Below are 22929 nucleotides of genomic sequence, written 5' to 3' on the forward strand. Positions count from 1 at the left end.
TCGGAATTGGTCATTTTTTGTGCTATATTCCGCGCCCGCGATTTTGCACCTCAACACCGGTCATCGACATGCAAGCAGCCAAGCCGTTATTTGACTATCCAAAATACTGGGCCGAATGTTTCGGGCCGGCGCCATTCCTGCCGATGAGCAGGGAGGAGATGGATCAGCTTGGCTGGGATTCCTGCGACATCATCATTGTTACGGGAGATGCCTACGTCGATCACCCGTCGTTCGGCATGGCGATCATCGGCCGGCTGCTGGAGTCGCAAGGCTTCCGCGTCGGGATCATCGCGCAGCCTAACTGGCAGTCCAAAGACGACTTCATGAAGCTCGGCGAGCCGAACCTGTTCTTCGGCGTCGCGGCCGGCAACATGGACTCGATGATCAACCGCTACACCGCGGACAAGAAAATCCGTTCCGACGACGCCTACACCCCGGGTGGCATGGCGGGCAAACGTCCGGATCGCGCGAGCCTGGTTTATAGCCAGCGCTGCAAGGAAGCCTACAAGCACGTGCCGATCGTGCTCGGCGGCATCGAAGCCTCCCTGCGCCGCATCGCCCACTACGACTACTGGCAGGATCGCGTGCGCAATTCGATTCTGATCGACGCCAGCGCCGACATCCTGCTGTACGGCAACGCCGAGCGCGCGATTGTCGAAGTCGCCCAGCGTCTGTCCTACGGTCACAAGATCGAAGACATCACCGATGTGCGCGGCACCGCGTTCATCCGTCGCGACACGCCGGCGGGCTGGTACGAAGTCGACTCCACGCGCATCGACCGTCCGGGCAAGATCGACAAGATCATCAACCCGTACGTCAACACCCAGGACACTCAGGCCTGCGCGATCGAGCAGGAGAAGGGTCCGGTTGAAGATCCGGAAGAAGCCAAGGTCGTGCAGATCCTGGCCAGCCCGAAAATGACCCGCGACAAGACCGTGATCCGCCTGCCGTCGATGGAAAAGGTGCGTAACGACCCGGTCCTGTACGCCCACGCCAACCGCGTGCTGCATCTGGAAACCAACCCGGGCAACGCCCGTGCGCTGGTGCAGAAGCATGGCGAGATCGACGTCTGGTTCAACCCGCCTCCGATTCCGATGACCACCGAAGAAATGGACTACGTGTTCGGCATGCCTTACGCACGTGTTCCGCACCCTGCGTACGGCAAGGAAAAGATCCCGGCCTACGACATGATCCGTTTCTCGGTAAACATCATGCGTGGCTGCTTCGGTGGCTGCACTTTCTGCTCGATCACCGAGCACGAAGGCCGGATCATCCAGAACCGCTCCGAAGAGTCGATCATTCGCGAAATCGAAGAGATCCGCGACAAGGTGCCGGGTTTCACCGGCGTCATTTCCGACCTCGGCGGCCCGACCGCAAACATGTACCGCATCGCCTGCAAGAGCCCGGAAATCGAATCCGCGTGCCGCAAGCCGTCCTGCGTGTTCCCGGGCATCTGCCCGAACCTGAACACCGACCACTCGTCGCTGATTCAGCTGTACCGCAGCGCCCGTGCCTTGCCGGGTGTGAAGAAGATTTTGATCGCCTCCGGCCTGCGTTACGACCTCGCGGTCGAATCGCCGGAGTACGTCAAGGAGCTGGTGACCCACCATGTCGGCGGTTACCTGAAGATCGCCCCGGAACACACCGAGGAAGGTCCGCTCAACCAGATGATGAAACCGGGGATCGGCACCTACGATCGCTTCAAACGCATGTTCGAGAAGTACACCAAGGAAGCGGGGAAAGAGCAGTACCTGATTCCGTACTTCATCGCCGCGCACCCGGGCACCACCGACGAAGACATGATGAACCTGGCCCTGTGGCTCAAGGGCAACGGATTCCGTGCCGACCAGGTGCAGGCGTTCTACCCGTCGCCGATGGCCACCGCTACCGCGATGTACCACTCGGGCAAGAACCCGCTGCGCAAGGTCACCTACAAGAGCGACGGCGTGACCATCGTCAAGAGCGAGGAGCAGCGTCGTCTGCACAAGGCGTTCCTGCGTTATCACGACCCGAAAGGCTGGCCGATGCTGCGTGAAGCGCTGACCCGCATGGGCCGCGCCGACCTGATCGGGCCGGGCAAGCACCAGTTGATCCCGCTGCATCAGCCGGCCACCGACAGCTACCAGAGTGCCCGTCGCAAGAACTCGACGCCGGCCGGCAGCCACAAGGTCGCGAAAGAGAAGACCACCAAGATCCTCACCCAGCACACCGGTCTGCCTCCACGCGCCAGCGACGGCGGCAATCCTTGGGACAAGCGTGAACAGGCCAAGGCCGCGGCATTCGCCCGCAACCAGCAGGCCGCCAAGGAGCGCAAGGAAGCCGCGAAAGGCAAAGGGCCGAAACCGGCACGCAAGCCGGTCGTACCGCGCTAAAGAGAACGCCAACCTTCGGGTTGGCGTTTTGCATTTAGGAGCTAAATGATCGTTCCCACGTCGAACCGTCTGCGTGGGAATGCCTCCAGGGACGCAGAGCGTCACGGGCTGCATTCCTACGCGGGAGCGTGGGAACGATCAAGTATCCGGCCGCTTTCGCAACATTTGCGTGCAACTGTGCCAAACCATTTCAACGCATCGCCCGATTTTGGTGCTGTACTGCCCTAAGCATTCCGGGAAAGCGCCCAAGCCTCTGCATGGCATAAGTCTTGCGCGCTTTCGAATACGCTTGGGCTCGCAGGAGGCACGCCGTGTCGATTCATGTCGCATTGCATCACGTCACCCATTACCGCTACGACCGCGCTGTCGAACTCGGCCCGCAGATCGTGCGGCTGCGCCCGGCTGCCCACAGCCGCACGCGGATTCTGTCCTATTCACTGAAAGTCTCGCCCGAGCAGCACTTCATCAACTGGCAGCAGGACCCTCAGGGCAACTACCTCGCACGGCTGGTGTTCCCCGAGAAAACCGCCGAACTGCGGATCGAGGTCGATCTGCTGGCCGAGATGGCGGTGTTCAACCCGTTCGACTTTTTCCTCGAGCCCTACGCCGAGAAAATCCCCTTCGCCTACGCCGCCGATGAACGCAAGGAGCTGGCGCCGTACCTCGAAACCCTGCCGCTGACGCCGAAATTCAAGGCCTATCTGGACGCCATCGACCGCACGCCGCTGCCGGCCGTGGATTTCCTGGTGGCGCTCAACCAGCGTTTGAGCGAAGACATCAATTACCTGATCCGCATGGAGCCGGGCGTACAGACCCCGGAACACACCCTCGAACACGCCTCCGGCTCCTGCCGGGATTCGGCGTGGCTGCTGGTGCAACTGCTGCGCAACCTCGGGCTGGCGGCGCGTTTCGTCTCCGGTTACCTGATTCAACTGACCGCCGACGTGAAAAGCCTCGACGGGCCGTCCGGCACCGAAGTGGACTTCACCGACCTGCACGCGTGGTGCGAAGTGTATCTGCCCGGCGCAGGCTGGATCGGCCTTGATGCGACTTCCGGACTGTTCGCCGGTGAAGGGCATATCCCGCTGGCCTGCAGTCCCGATCCATCGTCGGCGGCGCCGATCAGCGGTCTGGTGGAACCTTGCGAATGCGAGTTTAGCCACGAAATGTCCGTGGAGCGGATCTGGGAAGCGCCGCGGGTCACCAAGCCCTACACCGATGAGCAATGGCTGGCGATCCAGACGCTGGGCCGGCAGATCGATGCCGATCTGCTGGAAGGCGATGTGCGCCTGACCATGGGCGGCGAACCGACCTTCGTATCCATCGACGACCCCGACGGCGCCGAATGGAACACCGCTGCGCTTGGGCCGGACAAACGCCGGCTCTCCGCCGAACTGTTCCAGCGCCTGCGCAAGCATTACGCGCCCAAAGGGCTGGTGCATTTCGGCCAGGGCAAGTGGTATCCCGGCGAGCAACTGCCGCGCTGGTCGCTGAATTGCTACTGGCGCCGCGACGGTGTGCCGATCTGGCACAACAACGCGTTGATTGCCGATGAGCAGCAGGATTACGGCGCTGATGGCGCACTGGCCGGGCGCTTTCTGGCGAGCGTCGCCGAACGCCTGAAACTGCCGACACGCTTCGTCTTCCCGGCCTACGAAGACAATTTCTATTACCTCTGGCGCGAGGGCGCCTTGCCGAGCAACGTCAGCGCCGAAGACTCGCGCCTGGAGGAGCCGCTGGAACGTGCGCGACTGCGCAAGGTGTTCAGTCAGGGGTTGGACAAGATCATCGGCCAGGTGCTGCCGCTGGCGCGCACCGCCAAGGGCGATCAATGGCAGAGTGGGCGCTGGTATCTGCGCGATGAGCATTGCCGGTTGGTGCCGGGAGATTCGCCGCTCGGCTATCGCCTGCCATTGGGTTCGCAACCTTGGGTGAAGGCGGCAGAGTATCCGTTCATTCATCCGAACGATCCGAATCAGGACTTCCCCGGGCTGCCCGAAACATCGCAGCTCAACGATCACCGTGAGCCCGCTCCGGCGGACGAGCGTGTGCCGAAGATCGACGAGTCCGCCGACTGGCTGACCCGCACCGCGTTCTGCGCGGAGGCCCGGGAAGGCCGGTTGTATCTGTTCATGCCGCCGCTGGAACGGGTCGAGGATTATCTGGAGCTGGTGGCCGCCATTGAAGCCACCGCCGAGGAGCTGCATTGTCCGGTATTGCTGGAAGGCTACGAGCCGCCGAGCGATCCGCGCCTGAGCAATTTTCGCATCACCCCGGATCCCGGCGTGATCGAGGTTAACGTGCAGCCGTCGGCGACCTGGGACGAGTTGGTCGAACGCACCGAGTTTCTGTACGAAGAAGCGCGCCAGACCCGACTGTCCACCGAGAAATTCATGGTTGACGGGCGACATACCGGAACCGGCGGCGGCAACCATTTCGTCCTCGGCGGCGCGACACCGGGTGACTCACCGTTTCTGCGCCGCCCGGACCTGCTGCGTAGCCTGATCAGCTACTGGCACAACCATCCATCGCTGTCCTACCTGTTTTCCGGCCTGTTCATCGGCCCGACCTCTCAGGCGCCGCGGATCGACGAAGCGCGCAACGATGCGCTGTATGAACTGGAAATCGCTTTCGCGCAAATGCCGGCGCCGGGAGAAGACTGCCCGCCGTGGTTGGTCGACCGTTTGCTGCGCAATCTGCTGATCGACGTTACCGGCAACACCCATCGCGCCGAGTTCTGCATCGACAAGCTGTATTCACCGGATGGCTCCACCGGGCGCCTCGGGTTGCTGGAGTTGCGTGGTTTCGAGATGCCACCCCATGCGCGCATGAGCCTGGCGCAGCAGCTGTTGTTGCGAGCGCTGGTGGCGCGGTTCTGGCGCGAGCCCTATGCGCCGCCGAAACTGGCGCGCTGGGGTACGGAGCTGCACGACCGCTTCATGCTGCCGCACTTCATCGAGCAGGACTTCGCCGACGTCATCGTCGAGCTCAACAATGCCGGTTACCCCCTGCGTGCGGAATGGTTCGCGGCGCACCTTGAGTTCCGTTTTCCCAAGGTCGGCGATTACGCCGTCAACGGTATCGAGCTGGAATTGCGTCAGGCCCTTGAACCCTGGCACGTGCTGGGCGAGGAGGGCGCGGCGGGCGGTACGGTGCGCTACGTCGACTCATCGCTGGAGCGCTTGCAGGTCAAACTCACGGGGCTGCCGCCGCAGCGTTATCTGCTGACCTGCAATGGAATACCGGTGCCGCTGCAATCGACCGGCCGGGTGGGCGAGTTTGTCGCCGGTGTGCGTTTCCGCGCGTGGCAACCGGCCAACTGCCTGCAACCGACGATCCCGGTGCATGCGCCGCTGGTGTTCGACCTGCTCGATACCTGGATGCAGCGCTCGCTGGGCGGCTGCCAGTACCACGTCGCGCATCCGGGCGGGCGCAATTACGAAACGCTGCCGGTCAACGCCAACGAAGCGGAGAGCCGGCGCATGGCGCGTTTCTTCCGCATCGGACATACGCCGGGGAAACTTCCTATACCGAACCTGACAACCTCCGACGAACTACCGATGACACTCGATTTACGACGCTTCTAAATCGGCTGTTTTATTTAGGAGCGTGACGCCCGGATTTTTCGTATATCCGGGCGTCATGTGCCTGCGTTAGTCTGACCGTTCCTTGCCGGCTGCCGAGCTTTCCATGCCTGACCTGCTTGACCGCTACCCGCTGACGGCGGGCACCTATCACGAACTGCTCGACGACAGCGGGGCGGTGCGCCCGCACTGGCGGCGACTGGTCGACCAATTGCAGCGCAGCACCCCGGCGCAACTGGTGCAGCGTCAGGCGTTGCTGACCCGGCAGATTCAGGAAAACGGTGTCACCTACAACGTCTATGCCGACCCCAAGGGCGCGGATCGTCCGTGGGAACTGGATCTGCTGCCCCACGTAATCGCCGCCGACGAGTGGCAACAGCTGTCGGCCGGAATCGCCCAGCGCGCGCGGCTGCTCAATGCGGTGCTGGCGGATCTGTACGGCCCGCAGCGGCTGATCAGCGAAGGGCTGCTGCCGGCAGAACTGGTGTTCGGCCATAACAACTTCCTCTGGCCCTGTCAGGGCATTGTGCCGCCGGACGGGGCCTTTCTGCACCTGTATGCCGTCGATCTGGCGCGCACGCCGGACGGGCGCTGGTGGGTGACGGCGGATCGTACCCAGGCGCCATCCGGCGCCGGTTACGCGCTGGAAAATCGCACCATCGTGTCCCGCGCCTTTCCCGAGTTGTACCGGGATCTGAAAGTGCAGCATCTGGCCGGCTTCTTCCGCACCTTGCAGGAAACCCTGGCCCGTCAGGCCCCCTGCGACGATGACGCGCCGCTGGTGGTGTTGCTGACCCCGGGGCGTTTCAACGAAAGCTATTTCGAGCATCTCTATCTCGCCCGCCAGCTCGGTTATCCGCTGGTGGAGGGTGGAGACCTGACGGTGCGTGATGCCACGGTCTACCTGAAAACCCTCAGCGGCCTGCGCCGGGTGCACGCGATCATGCGTCGGCTCGACGATGACTTCTGCGATCCGCTGGAATTGCGCACGGATTCGGCGCTCGGCGTTCCGGGATTGCTGGAGGCGGTGCGTCAGGGCCGGGTGCTGGTGGCGAACGCGCTGGGCAGTGGCGTGCTGGAGTCGCCGGGGTTGCTGGGTTTCCTGCCGAAGATCAATCAGTACCTGTTCGGCGAAGAGCTGATTCTGCCGTCCATTGCCACGTGGTGGTGCGGCGAAGCGCCGGTGTTGGCCCAGGCCCTGGAAAAACTGCCGGAGCTGTTGATCAAACCGGCGTTTCCGTCGCAAAGTTTTGCGCCGGTATTTGGTCGGGATCTGAGCGAAAAACAGCGTGAAAGTCTCGACGCGCGCATGCAGGCCCGGCCTTATGCTTATGTCGCGCAAGAACTCGCCCAGTTGTCCCAGGCGCCGATCTGGCAGCCCGAGGACGGGCAACTGCAACCCCGGGCAATCGGCATGCGCATGTACGCAGTGGCCAGTCACGATGGTTATCGGGTGCTGCCCGGTGGCCTGACCCGGGTCGCGGCCGAAGCCGATGCCGAAGTGGTGTCGATGCAGCGCGGTGGCGCGAGCAAGGACACCTGGGTGCTGGGGGATCGACCGCCGAGCGGTGAGCAGTGGAAAGCCCAGCGCAACATCGGTGTGCCCGATCTGGTGCGCCGTGATCCGTACCTGCCGTCGCGGGTGGTGGAAAACCTGTTCTGGTTCGGCCGTTACTGCGAGCGTTGCGACGACAGCGCGCGGCTGCTGCGGATCATGCTCGCGCGTTACGTCGACGGCGATGATCCGCAAGCCCTGCAGGCTGCGGTGGATCTGGGCGAGCGACTGATGCTGCTGCCGGACGAAGGTGAACTGCCGGAGCGCTTGCTCGCGGCGCTGCTCGGCGAGGACTGGTCGTTCAGTTTGCGTTCCAACCTGCAACGCTTGCAGTGGGCGGCATCGCAAGTGCGTGGCAAGCTCTCGCGGGAAAACTGGCAGGCGCTGGTGGAGCTGCAGCGTGAGGCTTCAGAGCTGGACACTGACGAGCCGGATTTCGGCGAACTGCTGGATTTTCTCAACCGGTTGGTGATGTCGCTGGCGGCGCTGTCCGGGTTTGCCCTTGACGACATGACTCGCGACGAAGGCTGGCGCTTCCTGATGATCGGCCGGCGGATCGAGCGCCTGCAATTTCTCAGCAGCAGCCTCGCGGGTTTCTTGCGCGGCGCTGGCGCGTTCGATCAGGCCGGGCTTGAGTGGTTGCTTGAGCTGGGCAACAGCAGCATCACCTATCGCTCGCGTTATCTGGCGGTGGCGCAGTTGATTCCGGTGCTCGACCTGTTGCTGCTGGATGAGCAGAACCCCCATGCGGTGCTGTTCCAGTTGAAGCTGGTGACTCGCACCTTGAAGCGGCTGAATGATGACTTCGGTGTGCCGAGGGAGGCAGGATTGCCGCCGCTGGTCGAGCGTCTGGCGCGCTTCGACCTGAGCTGTCTGGAGAATCCGCTGTTCGGCGAATCCAGCGTGCGCGCGGCCCTCGACGGTCTGGCGGACCTGCTGCAGGAAATCGCCGACGCCAGCAGTCAGGTGTCGGATCGACTGGCCCTGCGCCATTTCGCCCATGTCGATGATGTCAGCCAGCGCACGGTGTCCGTCTGATGAGTGCCCATTACCAGATCCTTCACGACACCTGCTATCGCTACGACAGCCCGGTGTCCCTGGCCCAGCAACTGGCGCATCTGTGGCCGCGCGAATGCGAGTGGCAGCGCTGCAGCGAGCAGCAATTGCTGATCAGTCCGGAGCCGACCGCCCGCCGTGACGAGCAGGATGTGTTCGGCAATCCGCTGACTCGCCTCGCCTTCGAACGACCCCACGATGAATTGCAGGTCAACGCACGGCTGACGGTGGAAGTGCTGGCGCGACCCGTGGTGGATTTCCAGCAGTCACCGGCCTGGGAACTGACGCGCAACGCGCTGACCTACAGCAGTCAACCGCTGTCCGCCTCGTTGCTGGAAGCCTGTCGCTATCGATTCCAGTCGCCCTACGTGCATCTGAAGCGCAGTTTCGTCGAGTTCTCGGAGAGCTGTTTCCCGGCCGGCAGACCGTTGATGCTGGGCGTGCAGGCCCTGATGCAGAAGATCTTCAGCGAATTCACCTTCGATGCCGAAGCGACACAGGTCGCGACGCCGCTGGTGGAAGTGCTGGAGCGCCGGCGCGGGGTCTGTCAGGACTTCGCGCACCTGATGCTCGCCTGTGTGCGCTCACGCGGGTTGGCGGCGCGTTACGTCAGCGGCTACCTGCTGACCCAGCCGCCACCGGGGCAGCCACGGTTGATCGGCGCCGACGCGTCCCATGCCTGGGTTTCGGTGTTTTGCCCGGTGCTGGGCTGGGTGGACTTCGATCCGACAAACAATGTGCAGCCGGCACTGGAGCACATCACCCTGGCCTGGGGCCGGGATTTCTCCGATGTCTCGCCGTTGCGTGGGGTGATTCTGGGGGGAGGGAGTCATGATCCGGAGGTGCGGGTCACGGTGATGCCAATGGAGTAAGTGCGATCCATCGTGGGAGCCAGTCAGCTCCCACAATGGAGGGTGTTCAATTTCGCGATTCAGCTCAGGCGTCGGGTGCCTGGTCTTTCGGTGCCTCAACATCATCATCGGTCGCCACTTCACCGTCAGGGTTCAGTGCCGCTTCTTCAGCCATCTGTTTCTTGCGCTGAAGCTTTTCCTCTTTCTTCTGTTCCTTGGCCAGGTCACGTTGACGTTTGGCGAAGGAGTAATTGGGTTTGGCCATGGGCGATCCTCTGGGGTCGAAGGTGAGGTTGAGCGGCGCGTATTCTGCCCTGTATCGGTGCCCGGCGGTTAACCGGGTTTCTGGTCGACCCATTTTGGCGTGACGGTGGGCTTCCAGTTATCGAGGGCTTCGAGCAGCGTTTGCGGCGATTCGCTCACTTGCAGCATGTCACGGTGCGGCGCGCGAACGAAGCCTTCGCCGACGATGTGATCGAGAAATGCAGTGAGTTTGCTGTAGAAACCGTTCACTTCCAGCAGGCCCAGCGGCTTGCCGTGGTAGCCGAGCTGGCCCCAGGTCCAGACTTCGAACAACTCTTCCAGGGTGCCGAGGCCACCGGGCAGGGCGATGAACGCATCGCTGAGTTCGGCCATCCGCGCCTTGCGCGCGTGCATGCCGTCGACCACTTCCAGACGGGTCAGGCTCTTGTGACCTATTTCCTTGTCCATCAGGCTCTGCGGAATGATGCCGATCACTTCGCCACCGGCCGCCAGCGCGGCGTCAGCGACAATCCCCATCAGACCGACGGCGCCACCGCCGTAGACCAGCGTCAGCTTACGTTCTGCGAGAGCTGTGCCGAGGGCAATGGCGGCTTTGGTGTACGCCGGGGTGGTGCCGGCGTTGGCACCGCAAAATACACAAACGGATGTGAGAGACATGCCTTCCTCCTGGGTCAATCGGTCACAGGGTAATGGCTGGCACGCCTTGATCCAAGGGCTAGACTTCGCGTTTCGGGGTTTCATAGGTGCCGCTTGCACCACAGGCGTAGGCGGCGAGCAGACTGCACAACAGGCTGTTGAAGGACATGACGGATGCTCCAGATGAACGTTGAGCCCTGAAGATACGGCCCGGCCAAACGTCTGGCTGTTAGATTGTTTCGATGAGTGTCATAGCCTGAAAGTTGTATACAATTTTTGACTCAAGTCATAGGAACTTGCGAAGATTTCAGGCAGTCTTCCAACCATTCGTGTTTTTGTTAACCCTGCCTTGGAGATTCACCATGTTTTCCAAAGTTGTTGCGGTATCCCTGCTGGCGTTGGCCAGCAGCCAATTGATGGCTGCCGAGTGCAAAACCACCGTTGATTCCACCGACCAGATGTCCTTCAACACCAAGGCCATCGAAATCGACAAGAGCTGCAAAACCTTCACCGTCGAGCTGACCCACTCCGGCAGCCTGCCGAAGAACGTCATGGGCCATAACCTGGTGATCAGCAAAGAAGCCGACATGCAGCCGATCGCCACCGACGGCCTGGCCGCCGGCATCGACAAGAACTACCTGAAGGACGGTGACGAGCGCGTTATCGCTCACACCAAGATCATCGGCGCCAAGGAAACCGACTCGCTGACCATCGACGTGTCCAAGCTCAAGGCTGACGAGAAGTACGGCTTCTTCTGCTCGTTTCCGGGCCACATCTCGATGATGAAAGGCACCGTGACCCTGAAATAAGCAACACAAGGTCAAAAAAAAAGCGTCCTGAAGGACGCTTTTTTTATGCCCTGGATTCAAGGCGCAAACGGCATGACCCGCTTGTGATGGGTCTTTTTGTAGGTGTTGACGATGATGTCGAACGCTTCCTGACGCACCGGCTCGCCGTGCAGGAAGGCGTCGATCTCGGCGTAGGTCACACCGTGGGACGCCTCGTCCGGCTTGCCCGGCGACAGGTCCTCCAGATCCGCCGTCGGCACTTTTTCCACCAGCGATTCCGGTGCGCCGAAGCTGCGGGCGATGGCCCGGACCTGATTTTTCACCAGACCGCTGAGCGGGGCCAGGTCGCAGGCGCCGTCGCCGAACTTGGTGAAGAAACCCATCACCGCTTCCGCCGCGTGGTCGGTGCCGATCACCAGGCCATGGGCCGCGCCGGCGATGGTGTACTGGGCGACCATGCGCATCCGCGCCTTGGTGTTGCCGAGCACGAAATCCACCGACACCGCGTGCTTGCCTTCGAAGGCTGCGACTTCGCTGGCCAGGGATTTGACTGCCGGGCCGATGTTGACGGTGTGGCGCTCGTCCGGGGCGATGAAGTCCACCGAGGCCTGGGCATCGTGTTCATCGAACTGCACGTCGTACGGCAGGCGCACGGCGATGAACTTGTAAGCCTCGTCACCAGTGCGCTCGCGCAGTTCACGCATGGCGCGCTGGGCCAAAAGGCCTGCGGTCAGCGAATCGACGCCGCCACTGATGCCCAGCACCAGGGTCTTGAGTCCGGAACTGGTCAGGCAATCCTGGATGAAGGTGATGCGTCGGGCGACTTCCGCTTCGAGGGCCTGGTAATCGGCGAACGGCGGCTGAACGTTGAGCTGTTCAGCAATCTCACGCTGTACGGCTTGCATGAATTCACTCCTTGCTAGAAAGGCTGGAAACGGCAGGAACCTGGAAAACGTGTCGCAAATAGGCGACGAAATTCGGGTCTTTGCAGTGGGTCTTGCCCGGCTCGTCGGAGATCTTCGCCACCGGTTGGCCATTGCAGGCGGTCATTTTAAGCACGATGCTCATCGGTTCGACACCCGGAATGTCACAGGTCAGGTTGGTGCCGATGCCGAAGCTGACATTGATCCGGCCGCGCAGGGCCCGAAAGATCTCCAGCGACTTGGGCAGTGTCAGGCTGTCGGAGAACACCAGGGTCTTGCTCATCGGGTCGATGCCGAGCTTGTGATAGTGGGCGATGCATTTTTCGCCCCACTGCACCGGATCTCCGGAATCGTGACGCAAACCGTCGAACAGCTTGGCGAAGAACAGATCGAAATCGCCGAGGAAGGCATCGGTAGTGATGCAGTCTGTGAGGGCGATCCCCAGCAGGCCGCGGTACTCCCGGACCCAGCAATCGAGGGCGGCGATCTGGCTGTCGATCAGTCGCGGGCCGAGTTGCTGGTGGGCCATGATCCACTCGTGGGCCATGGTGCCCAGCGGTTTCATGTCCAGCTCGCGGGACAGGTGCACGTTGCTGGTGCCGACGAAACGCCCGGGGAAATCGTGCTTGAGCACGTTCACCACTTCCTCTTGCACGCGGTAGGAAAACCGCCGGCGTGTGCCGAAATCGGCGACCTGCAACTGCGACAATTCTTCCGCCGAGGCGTTGGCGGTCAGCCAGTCGAATTTGCGATACAGCTGTTCGCGGGCCTGTTCCAGCACCGTTTCACGGTAGCGATAGCGGTTGCGCACTTCGCTGACGATCGCCAGCAGCGGCACTTCAAACAGGATCACATGCAGCCACGGCCCGCGCAGTCGGATGAACAGCTCGCCGTTCTCGATGCCGGTGTGCAGATAGCGCAGGTTGAAACGGAACAGACCGAGGAAGCGCAGGAAATCCGGCTTGAGAAACGAGATGCGCTCGAGAAAACTCAACTGATCGGCGCTCAGGCTCAACTCGGCCAGACGCTCGACCTGGAAGCGGATCTCCGCCAGGTACGGGCGCAGATCTTCACTGTTACGGCAACGAAACTCCCATTCGACTTCGACGTTGGGGTAGTTGTGCAGCACCGCCTGCATCATCGTCAGTTTGTAGAAGTCGGTGTCGAGCAGGTTCTGCACGATGCGATCGGCAAACACACTCTCGCTCATAACGGGGTCTCCAGGCGGGCCGCGCGTTGGCGCGGTATCAATCAATGGCGCTAGTGGCGCATATCCGGGGTGGGGATTGCCAGCGATTTTTATCCCGGCACAGCGCCTCAGACCGCATCGGGACTGTCGATCTGCTCCAGCATCCACTTCACGAAATCACGCACCTTGGGCACTTCTGCCGCGTGTTCCGGGTAGGCCAGGTAATAGGCATCGGTGCTGGGCATTGCATGCTGCCAGGGAATGACCAGTTTGCCGTCGGCCAATTCCTCTTCCACCAGAAACCTCGGCAGCAGGGCGACGCCGCAGCCGACCTGCGCGGCGCGGATGCACATATAAAAGGTTTCGAAACGCGGGCCATGGTAGCTGTGTTCGGTCTGGTAGCCCTGGCTGTCGAACCAGTCGTGCCACGCTTGCGGGCGCGAAGCATTCTGCAGCAGGACCAGATCGGTGAGTTGCGTTGGATCAGACAACGGAGTGTCCGGCAGGCTGCTCGGTGCGCAGACCGGCACCAGCTCTTCGCCGAACAGCTTCAGGCATTCGGTGCCGGGACGTGAGCCCTGGCCGAAATAGAACGCCAGGTCGCTGCGCCCTTGCAGCAGGTCATCGGCCTCCTGCTCGTTGCACAGGTCCAGATGAATCGACGGATGGCGCAGTCGCCAGCCCTTGAGACGCGGCACCAGCCAGCGGGCGCCGAAGGTCGAGGGCGTAGAGACGCGCAGGACTTCGGTTTCGCCGCCGTAGGAACGCAGGTAATGGGTCGACATCTCGACCTGGATCAGGATTTTTCTGACTTCCACCAGGTACAGATCGCCGGCCGGGGTCATCTGCAAACGCCGGCGCACCCGGCGGAACAACAAGTGCTGCAGCAATTCTTCGAGCTGCGCCACCTGCTTGCTGACAGCGCTCTGGGTCAGGTTCAATTCCTCGGCGGCCCGGGTGAAACTCAGGTGCCGGGTCACGGCCTCGAAGCACTGCAACGCGGTGATCGACGGCAAGTGGCGTTTGTTCAGCATGGGCGATCCTTTTCTTGTCTTTCTGCGCAGCATGAATAAACGGAATGATATCTCGCGTAAAGGTCGTTTGTTGCACAGCCTTCCTGACGCTACAACTAAAGGTCTGCCCGGTCGTGAAAACGCGCCCGCACACATTCAGTTTTTTGCTCGAGGAGTGACCCATGGTTGCCGCATTGCTTGATCGTCTAGGTGTGAACCCGGCCCTGTACCAGAACGGCAAAGTGCCGGTGCATTCGCCCATCGACGGCAGCCGCATCGGCGCCGTGAACTGGGAAGGCCCGGCCGAAGTCGAGCAGCACATCAGTCGCGCAGATCATGCGTTCGAACAATGGCGCAAGGTACCGGCCCCGCGTCGCGGCGAGCTGGTGCGTCAGTTCGGCGAAGTGCTGCGTGAATACAAGACCGAACTCGGTGAACTGGTGTCCTGGGAAGCGGGCAAGATCACCCAGGAAGGCCTCGGTGAAGTGCAGGAGATGATCGACATCTGCGATTTCGCCGTCGGGCTGTCCCGCCAGTTGTACGGTTTGACCATCGCCTCCGAGCGCCCGGGCCACCACATGCGTGAAACCTGGCACCCGCTGGGCGTGGTCGGCGTGATCAGTGCGTTCAACTTCCCGGTCGCGGTGTGGGCGTGGAACACCACGCTGGCGCTGGTCTGCGGCAACCCGGTGGTATGGAAGCCGTCGGAGAAAACCCCGCTGACCGCGCTGGCCTGTCAGGCGCTGTTCGAACGCGTACTGAAGAATTTCAGCGATGCCCCGGCGCACCTGAGCCAGGTGATCATCGGTGGTCGTGATGCCGGCGAAGCGCTGGTGGATGACCCGCGTGTCGCGCTGATCAGCGCCACCGGCAGCACCCGCATGGGCCGCGAAGTGGCGCCGAAAGTCGCCGCGCGTTTCGCCCGCAGCATTCTCGAACTGGGTGGCAACAACGCAATGATCCTCGGCCCGAGCGCCGATCTGGACATGGCAGTGCGCGCCATTCTGTTCAGCGCCGTCGGCACCGCCGGCCAGCGTTGCACCACGTTGCGTCGCCTGATCGCCCATGAATCGGTGAAAGAAGAAATCGTCACCCGCCTGAAAGCCGCGTACTCCAAGGTCCGTATTGGCCATCCGCTGGAAGGTAACCTGATCGGCCCGCTGATCGACAAACACAGCTTCGAAAACATGCAGGACGCGCTGGAGCAGGCACTGAGCGAGGGGGGTCGGGTATTCGGCGGCAAGCGCCAACTGGAAGATCAATTCCCCAATGCTTACTACGTGGCGCCGGCCATTGTTGAAATGCCGGAGCAGAGCGACGTGGTGTGCAGCGAGACCTTCGCGCCGATCCTGTACGTGGTCGGTTACAGCGATTTCGAAGAGGCGCTGCGCCTGAACAACGCCGTGCCGCAAGGGTTGTCGTCGTGCATCTTCACCACCGATGTGCGCGAGGCCGAGAAATTCATGTCGGCGGTCGGCAGTGACTGCGGCATTGCCAACGTCAATATCGGCCCGAGCGGCGCGGAAATCGGCGGCGCGTTTGGCGGTGAAAAAGAAACCGGTGGTGGTCGTGAGTCGGGCTCGGATGCATGGCGTGCGTATATGCGTCGGCAGACCAATACCGTGAACTACTCGCTGGAGTTGCCGCTGGCGCAAGGCATTACTTTCGACTGACAGTTTTCTCAAAAGCTATTGATCGTTCCCACGCTCTGCGTGGGAATGCTGCACCGAACGCTCCGCGTTCGCTTTCGGGACGCAGAGCGTCCCTGACTGCGTTCCCACGCAGAGCATGGGAACGATCATTTTGGTGTGTTTGGCAGGTTTCTGTTGGAGTCTGGCAATGCCGTTACGCGAAGAATGTCTGTGGGAAAAACTCACGCCGCAACGACCGGATAACACGGCGCTCAGGGGCGAGGTCAAAGTCGATGTCTGCGTGATCGGCGCCGGGTTTACCGGGCTGTCGGCGGCGCTGCATCTGTTGGAGAAGGGCAAGAGCGTCTGCGTGCTCGAAGCCCATCGCGCCGGGCATGGCGGCTCCGGGCGCAACGTCGGGCTGGTCAACGCCGGGATGTGGATTCCGCCGGACGAGATCGAAGCCGGCTTCGGCGAGGCGGTCGGCAGTCAGCTCAACCGCATGCTCGGTGCGGCGCCGGCGCTGGTGTTCAGCCTTGTGGATAAATACAACATCGATTGCCAGTTGCGCCGCGAAGGCACCCTGCACATGGCGCACAACGCCAAGGGTGAGGCGGATCTGCGCAGTCGCGAAGAACAGTGGAAACGCCGCGGTGCGCCGGTCGAACTGCTGACCGGCAAGGCCTGTGAACAGGCGACCGGCACACAGAAGATTGCCGCCGCGCTTCTCGACCGGCGCGCCGGTACGCTCAATCCGATGGCCTACGTCACCGGGCTGGCCAACGCTGTCATCAGCCTTGGCGGGCAGATGTTCGATCACTCCCCGGTCGCGCGTCTTGAGCGTCAGGCTCAGAAATGGTCGGTGCAGACCGAGCAGGGTTCGGTGCTCGCCGAACAGGTAGTGATCGCCTCCAACGCCTACACCGAAGGCGACTGGACCGAACTCAAGCGCAATTTCTTTCCCGGTTACTACTATCAGGTCGCTTCGGTGCCGCTCACCGAAGACGCCGCCCAGGAAATTCTCCCGGGCGGGCAGGGCTCGTGGGATACCCGTCAGGTGCTGAGCAGTATCCGCCGTGACAAGGATGGTCGTCTGCTGCTGGGCAGTCTCGGCAACGGCAATCAGAAACCGACCTGGTTCCTCAAGGCCTGGGCCGACCGGGTGCAGCAGCATTACTTCCCCAACCTCAAACCCGTGGAGTGGGAATGCACCTGGACCGGGCGCATCGCTTTCACTCCCGATCACCTGATGCGCCTGTTCGAGCCGGCGCCGGGACTGGTGGCCGTCACCGGTTATAACGGCCGTGGCGTGACCACCGGCACCGTGGTCGGCAAGGCCTTCGCCGATTACCTGTGTAACGGAAATCCTCAGGCATTACCGATCCCCTTCGCACCGATGCAGCCCCTGGCGGGTGTGGGCTTGCGCAGTTGTCTGTACGAGGCGGGGTTCTCGCTGTATCACGCGGGCCAGTGCCTGCGGATCGTCATTTGAGTGTTGAAATATGTTGCCGGAAGCGGCGCTTTTCGATGTAGCGACTAGCCTGTAATGGTGCGGGTTGTAGCAGTCCCGCACCAGCAGTGTGCAGTTCGGTGACGCGGGCTGTTACAGGCTGGTTGCACGTCGTTTGGCGCCGCGGTTGCAATGATGGCGCGTGCGGGTTGCGCCTGAAAAAATAAATGGTTTCACCTTCCGCGGTTTAGACGGTTGCACGCCCAATGAAAATGGGAACGAAACAGTCGAAATAACAAGAAAGCAGCGACTTTTTGAAGAATAAAAAACCGATGGCACGGCCCTTGCTCTGAGCATTCAAGTGAAGTCGCAGTGCCAACTAAAAAAAACCTTGGAGCACCACCTCATGTCCCAGACGTTTTACAAGAAAGGCTTTCTGGCCCTCGCAGTGGCTACTGCGCTGGGTGTTTCTGCGTTTGCACAAGCTGATGTGAAAATCGGTGTGGCGGGTCCGATGACGGGCGCCAACGCGGCATTTGGCGAACAGTACATGAAAGGGGCACAAGCGGCGGCCGACGCGGTCAACGCGGCGGGCGGCGTCAACGGGGAGAAGATCGTCCTGGTCAAGGGCGATGACGCTTGCGAGCCGAAACAGGCGGTGACGGTCGCCAAGGACCTCACCAACCAGAAGGTCGCCGGTGTGGTCGGCCACTTCTGCTCGTCCTCCACCATTCCTGCGTCCGAGATCTACGACGAAGCCGGCATCATCGCGATCACCCCGGGTTCCACTAACCCGCAAGTGACCGAGCGCGGCCTGAGCGCCATGTTCCGGATGTGCGGCCGTGACGACCAGCAAGGCATCGTGGCCGGCGACTACATCGTCGACGTGCTCAAGGGCAAGAAAGTCGTCGTGCTGCACGACAAGGACACCTACGGTCAGGGCCTGGCCGATGCCACCAAGGCTCAGCTGGAAAAACGCGGCGTGAAGCCGGTGTTGTACGAAGGCCTGACCCGTGGCGAAAAAGACTTCAGCACCATCGTCACCAAGATCCGTGGCGCCGGCGCCGATGTTGTCTACTTCGGTGGCCTGCACCCGGAAGCCGGCCCGCTGGTTCGCCAACTGCGTGAGCAAGGCCTGAAAGACGTCAAGTTCATGTCCGATGACGGCATCGTGACCGACGAACTGGTGACCACCGCCGGTGGCCCGCAATTCGTCGACGGCGTGCTGATGACGTTTGGTGCCGACCCGCGCCTGCTGCCAGACAGCAAGACTGTGGTAGATGCGTTCCGCAAGGCTGGCACCGAGCCTGAAGGCTACACCCTGTACGCCTATGCATCGGTTCAGGCCCTGGCCGCCGCCTTCAACGGCGCCAAGTCGAACAAGGGCGAGGAGGCCGCTGCCTGGCTGAAGAAGAACCCGGTCAAGACCGTCATGGGTGAGAAGACCTGGGACTCCAAAGGCGACCTGAAGGTCTCCGACTACGTGGTCTACCAGTGGGACAAGGATGGCAAATATCACCAGCTGGAAAAACAGAAATAACGGCACCTGATCAACCGGACGCCACATTCACTGTGGGAGCGTGCTTGCCCGCGATGACGGCCTGACAGTCGACAACTTTGTTGAATGTTCTACCGCTATCGCTGGCAAGCCAGCTCCCACAAGGGGGCTGCGGTTTCCTGTCTGACATTGCTCCGACGTAAATCTGTATTTTTCCTAGAAGAACCGCGCGCCCCAGGGTGTGCAGGTTCTCACTGCGTGAGATTGCGTTATGGATGGTATTTTCCTGCAGCAACTGGTCAACGGCCTGACCCTCGGGTCGGTCTACGGCCTGATCGCCATCGGCTACACAATGGTCTACGGCATCATCGGCATGATCAACTTCGCCCACGGCGAGGTTTACATGATTTCTGCTTACCTGGCGGCAATCAGTCTGGCTCTGCTGGCTTACTTCGGTATTGAATCCTTCCCGCTGCTGATGCTTGGCACCCTGATATTCACCATCGTGATCACGGCGGTGTATGGCTGGGTCATCGAGCGAGTCGCTTACAAACCCCTGCGCAACTCCACCCGACTGGCACCGTTGATCAGCGCCATCGGCATCTCCCTGATTCTGCAAAACTACGCACAGATCGCCCAGGGCGCCAAACAACAGGGCGTACCCACGCTGCTGACCGGTGCATGGCGTGTCGAAGTCGGTACCGGCTTCGTGCAACTGACCTACACCAAAGTCTTCATCCTGGTGGCCGCATTCGTCGGCATGGGCCTGCTGACCTACGTCATCAAGTACACCAAACTCGGGCGCATGTGCCGTGCGACCCAGCAAGACCGCAAAATGGCTTCGATCCTCGGCATCAACACCGACCGGGTCATTTCCTACGTGTTCATCATCGGTGCGGCCATGGCGGCGTTGGCCGGCGTGCTGATCACCATGAACTACGGCACCTTCGACTTCTATGCCGGCTTCATCATCGGCATCAAGGCATTTACTGCGGCGGTACTGGGCGGGATCGGTTCGCTGCCTGGCGCCATGCTCGGCGGGATCATCCTCGGGATCTCCGAGTCGCTGTTCTCGGGCCTGGTCAACTCCGACTACAAAGACGTGTTCAGCTTCTCGCTGCTCGTACTTGTTCTGGTCTTCCGGCCTCAGGGCCTGCTGGGTCGTCCTCTTGTGTCGAAGGTGTAAGCGATGTCTTCAACCACTACAAAATCCATTGATGTCAAAAAAAGCCTGGTTGAGGCGATTCTCGCCGGTCTGATCGCCCTGATCGTGTTCGGGCCGATCGTCGGCGTGGTACTCGACGGCTACAGCTTCAACCTCGAACCGACCCGCGTGGCGTGGATCATTGCCATCGTCATGGCCGGCCGTTTTGCCCTCAGTCTGTTCCTGCAAACCCCGAAGGGCCTGCGCATTCTCGACGGATTCGAGAGCACCGGTTCCGGCGTGCATGTGCTGCCCCCGGACTACAAATCGCGCCTGCGCTGGATCATCCCGCTGATGATCGCCGTCGCCGTGGCGTTGCCGTTCTTCTCCAACTCCTACCTGCTGGGCGTGGTCATCCTCGGACTGATCTACGTGCTGCTGGGTCTGGGCCTGAACATCGTGGTCGGTCTGGCCGGCCTGCTCGACCTGGGTTACGTGGCGTTCTACGCCATCGGCGCCTACGGTCTGGCGCTCGGTTATCAGTACCTCGGCCTGGGCTTCTGGACCGTGCTGCCGCTGGCGGCGATCACTGCTGGCCTTGCCGGTTGCATCCTCGGTTTCCCGGTGCTGCGCCTGCACGGCGACTACCTGGCGATCGTGACCCTGGGCTTCGGTGAAATCATTCGTCTGGTGCTCAACAACTGGCTGTCCCTGACCGGCGGCCCGAACGGCATGCCGGCGCCACTGCCGACCTTCTTCGGTCTGGAATTCGGCAAGCGGGCGAAGGATGGAGGGGTACCGTTTCACGAGTTCTTCGGCATCGCCTACAACCCGGATGTGAAGTACTACTTCATTTATGCGGTGCTGTTCCTGGTGGTGCTGGCCGTGCTGTACATCAAGCATCGTCTGGTGAAGATGCCGGTTGGCCGCGCCTGGGAAGCCTTGCGTGAAGACGAGATCGCCTGCCGCTCGATGGGCCTCAATCACGTACTGGTCAAGCTCTCGGCGTTCACTATCGGTGCGTCGACGGCAGGTCTGGCGGGTGTGTTCTTCGCCACCTATCAAGGTTTCGTCAACCCGACCTCGTTCACCTTCTTCGAATCGGCATTGATCCTCGCCATCGTGGTACTCGGCGGTATGGGCTCGACCATCGGTGTGGTGATCGCAGCGTTCGTGCTGACCGTCGCTCCGGAACTGCTGCGCGGCTTCGCCGAATACCGCGTGCTGCTGTTCGGGATCCTGATGGTGTTGATGATGATCTGGCGACCTCGCGGGCTGATCCGCATCAGCCGCACCGGGGTCACTCCACGCAAAGGTGCCATTCACTATGAGAGGACTGCGCCATGAGTGAAGTCGTACTCTCTGTTGAAAAACTGATGATGCACTTCGGTGGCATCAAGGCCTTGAGCGATGTCAGCCTGAAGGTCAAGCGCAACTCGATCTTCGCCCTGATCGGCCCCAACGGCGCCGGCAAGACCACGGTGTTCAACTGCCTGACCGGTTTCTATAAAGCCTCCGGCGGCAAGATCGAACTCAACGTGCGCGGCCAGCAGACCAACGTCATCCAGCTGCTGGGCGAGTCGTTCAAACCGACCGACTTCGTCTCGCCGAAAAACTTTGCCAGCCGTCTGTATTACAAGATGTTCGGCGGCACCCACCTGGTGAACCGCGCGGGCCTGGCCCGGACGTTCCAGAACATTCGCCTGTTCAAGGAAATGTCGGTGCTGGAAAACCTGCTGGTGGCCCAGCACATGTGGGTCAACCGCAACATGCTGGCCGGCATCCTCAACACCAAGGGCTATCGCAAGGCCGAAAGTGATGCGCTGGACTGCGCGTTCTACTGGCTGGAAGTGGTGGATCTGGTGGACTGCGCCAACCGTCTGGCCGGTGAGCTTTCCTACGGCCAGCAACGCCGTCTGGAAATCGCCCGGGCCATGTGCACGCGGCCGCAGATCATCTGCCTCGACGAACCGGCCGCCGGCCTCAACCCTCAGGAAACCGAAGCGCTGAGCGCGATGATCCGGCTGCTGCGCGACGAGCACGATCTGACCGTGGTGCTGATCGAACACGACATGGGCATGGTAATGAGCATTTCCGATCACATTGTGGTGCTGGACCACGGCATCGTCATCGCCGAGGGCGGGCCGGACGCCATTCGTAACGATCCGAAAGTGATCGCGGCCTACCTGGGCGCCGACGAAGAGGAAGTCGTATGACGCAACCCATCCTCGAACTCAAGGATCTGGACGTGTTCTACGGTCCGATCCAGGCCCTCAAAGGCGTTTCGCTGCAGATCAACGAAGGGGAAACCGTCAGCCTGATCGGCTCCAACGGTGCCGGTAAATCCACCCTGCTGATGTCGATCTTCGGCCAGCCACGGGCGACGGGCGGGCAGATCCTCTATCAAGGCGTGGACATTACCCACAAGTCATCTCACTACATCGCTTCCAACGGCATTGCGCAATCGCCGGAAGGGCGGCGGGTGTTCCCCGACATGACCGTCGAGGAAAACCTGCTGATGGGCACCATTCCGATCGGCGACAAGTACGCCAAAGAAGACATGCAGCGCATGTTCGAGCTGTTCCCGCGGCTCGAAGAGCGCCGCACGCAGCGGGCGATGACCATGTCTGGCGGCGAGCAGCAGATGCTCGCCATCGCCCGGGCGCTGATGAGCCGGCCCAAGCTGTTGCTGCTGGATGAACCAAGCCTGGGGCTGGCGCCGATCGTGGTGAAACAGATCTTCGCCACCCTGCGGGAACTGGCGAAAACCGGGATGACCATTTTCCTCGTCGAGCAGAACGCCAACCATGCGTTGAAACTGTCCGACCGGGCGTACGTGATGGTCAACGGCGAGATCCGCCTGACGGGCACCGGCCAGGAATTGCTGGTGAACGAGGAAGTGCGCAACGCTTACCTCGGCGGTCACTGATCGTTTGAAGTTGTCCACAAGCCCCGATGCGTGAGTGTCGGGGCTT

The 22929-nt window shown here is 61.6% G+C and carries 17 protein-coding genes; 12 read left to right on the plus strand and 5 right to left on the minus strand.

Features of this window, described 5'->3' with window-relative positions:
* Positions 1-68 precede the first annotated feature (68 nt).
* The 4 genes from CAF74_RS12115 to CAF74_RS12130 all read left to right on the plus strand — a co-directional run bounded on the left by CAF74_RS12115 (position 69) and on the right by CAF74_RS12130 (position 9439).
* On the plus strand, positions 69-2372 hold the full coding sequence (locus tag CAF74_RS12115; protein WP_011332195.1) for a YgiQ family radical SAM protein: 2304 nt from the start codon (positions 69-71) through the stop codon (positions 2370-2372).
* Positions 2373-2683: 311 nt separating this feature from the next.
* Positions 2684-5959, plus strand: coding sequence for a DUF2126 domain-containing protein (locus tag CAF74_RS12120; RefSeq protein ID WP_085746513.1), 3276 nt, complete (start codon positions 2684-2686; stop codon positions 5957-5959).
* 103 nt (positions 5960-6062) lie between these two features.
* Positions 6063-8549 carry a circularly permuted type 2 ATP-grasp protein gene (locus CAF74_RS12125; protein ID WP_085746514.1) on the plus strand — a complete coding sequence of 829 codons (2487 nt, stop codon included), beginning with the start codon at positions 6063-6065 and terminating at the stop codon, positions 8547-8549.
* Positions 8549-9439, plus strand: a complete 891-nt coding sequence (locus tag CAF74_RS12130; protein ID WP_085746515.1) for a transglutaminase family protein — start codon at positions 8549-8551, stop codon at positions 9437-9439. The genes CAF74_RS12125 and CAF74_RS12130 overlap by 1 nt, the downstream gene beginning before the upstream one ends.
* A 64-nt stretch (positions 9440-9503) precedes the next feature.
* On the opposite strand, the gene CAF74_RS12135 is transcribed toward CAF74_RS12130, so the two are convergent.
* Positions 9504-9683 (minus strand): hypothetical protein, encoded by a 180-nt coding sequence (locus CAF74_RS12135; RefSeq protein WP_007950694.1) that lies wholly within the window; start codon positions 9681-9683, stop codon positions 9504-9506.
* 68 nt (positions 9684-9751) lie between these two features.
* Positions 9752-10339: a TIGR00730 family Rossman fold protein gene (locus tag CAF74_RS12140; protein WP_085746516.1), complete on the minus strand. Its 588-nt coding sequence runs from the start codon at positions 10337-10339 to the stop codon at positions 9752-9754.
* Positions 10340-10680: 341 nt separating this feature from the next.
* On the opposite strand from CAF74_RS12140, the gene azu reads away from it, so the two are divergent.
* Entirely contained in the window at positions 10681-11127 is a 447-nt protein-coding gene (gene azu, locus CAF74_RS12145; RefSeq protein ID WP_007950684.1) for an azurin, read from the plus strand.
* 56 nt (positions 11128-11183) lie between these two features.
* Here azu and nadE read toward each other — a convergent pair whose 3' ends face one another.
* The 3 genes from nadE to CAF74_RS12160 form a co-directional block, all read right to left on the minus strand.
* On the minus strand, positions 11184-12011 hold the full coding sequence (gene nadE, locus CAF74_RS12150) for an ammonia-dependent NAD(+) synthetase (RefSeq protein WP_007950678.1): 828 nt from the start codon (positions 12009-12011) through the stop codon (positions 11184-11186).
* A 4-nt stretch (positions 12012-12015) separates the two neighbouring features.
* A complete protein-coding gene (gene pncB / locus CAF74_RS12155; protein ID WP_085685119.1) occupies positions 12016-13239 on the minus strand; it encodes a nicotinate phosphoribosyltransferase in 1224 nt (407 codons plus the stop codon).
* A gap of 107 nt (positions 13240-13346) precedes the next feature.
* Complete coding sequence (locus CAF74_RS12160; protein ID WP_085746517.1) at positions 13347-14252, minus strand: LysR family transcriptional regulator; 906 nt, start codon at positions 14250-14252, stop codon at positions 13347-13349.
* A 161-nt stretch (positions 14253-14413) separates the two neighbouring features.
* On the opposite strand from CAF74_RS12160, the gene CAF74_RS12165 reads away from it, so the two are divergent.
* The 7 genes from CAF74_RS12165 to CAF74_RS12195 all read left to right on the plus strand — a co-directional run bounded on the left by CAF74_RS12165 (position 14414) and on the right by CAF74_RS12195 (position 22883).
* Positions 14414-15904: an aldehyde dehydrogenase family protein gene (locus tag CAF74_RS12165; RefSeq protein WP_007950668.1), complete on the plus strand. Its 1491-nt coding sequence runs from the start codon at positions 14414-14416 to the stop codon at positions 15902-15904.
* 166 nt (positions 15905-16070) lie between these two features.
* The gene (locus CAF74_RS12170) at positions 16071-17354 is read left to right on the plus strand and encodes an FAD-binding oxidoreductase (RefSeq protein ID WP_085746518.1); all 1284 of its coding nucleotides are present in this window, start codon (positions 16071-16073) and stop codon (positions 17352-17354) included.
* Positions 17355-17718: 364 nt separating this feature from the next.
* Positions 17719-18852, plus strand: a complete 1134-nt coding sequence (locus CAF74_RS12175) for an ABC transporter substrate-binding protein (RefSeq protein ID WP_011332206.1) — start codon at positions 17719-17721, stop codon at positions 18850-18852.
* Between the two features lie 229 nt (positions 18853-19081).
* Complete coding sequence (locus tag CAF74_RS12180) at positions 19082-19996, plus strand: branched-chain amino acid ABC transporter permease (protein ID WP_007915894.1); 915 nt, start codon at positions 19082-19084, stop codon at positions 19994-19996.
* A 3-nt stretch (positions 19997-19999) separates the two neighbouring features.
* Entirely contained in the window at positions 20000-21301 is a 1302-nt protein-coding gene (gene livM, locus CAF74_RS12185) for a high-affinity branched-chain amino acid ABC transporter permease LivM (protein ID WP_085746519.1), read from the plus strand.
* Entirely contained in the window at positions 21298-22170 is an 873-nt protein-coding gene (locus CAF74_RS12190) for an ATP-binding cassette domain-containing protein (protein ID WP_007950657.1), read from the plus strand. The genes livM and CAF74_RS12190 overlap by 4 nt, the downstream gene beginning before the upstream one ends.
* The gene (locus tag CAF74_RS12195) at positions 22167-22883 is read left to right on the plus strand and encodes an ABC transporter ATP-binding protein (protein WP_085746520.1); all 717 of its coding nucleotides are present in this window, start codon (positions 22167-22169) and stop codon (positions 22881-22883) included. The genes CAF74_RS12190 and CAF74_RS12195 overlap by 4 nt, the downstream gene beginning before the upstream one ends.
* Positions 22884-22929: the final 46 nt, after the last annotated feature.

Source organism: Pseudomonas sp. R45(2017), assembly GCF_002112305.1.
GTDB classification, from domain to species: domain Bacteria; phylum Pseudomonadota; class Gammaproteobacteria; order Pseudomonadales; family Pseudomonadaceae; genus Aquipseudomonas; species Aquipseudomonas paraglycinae.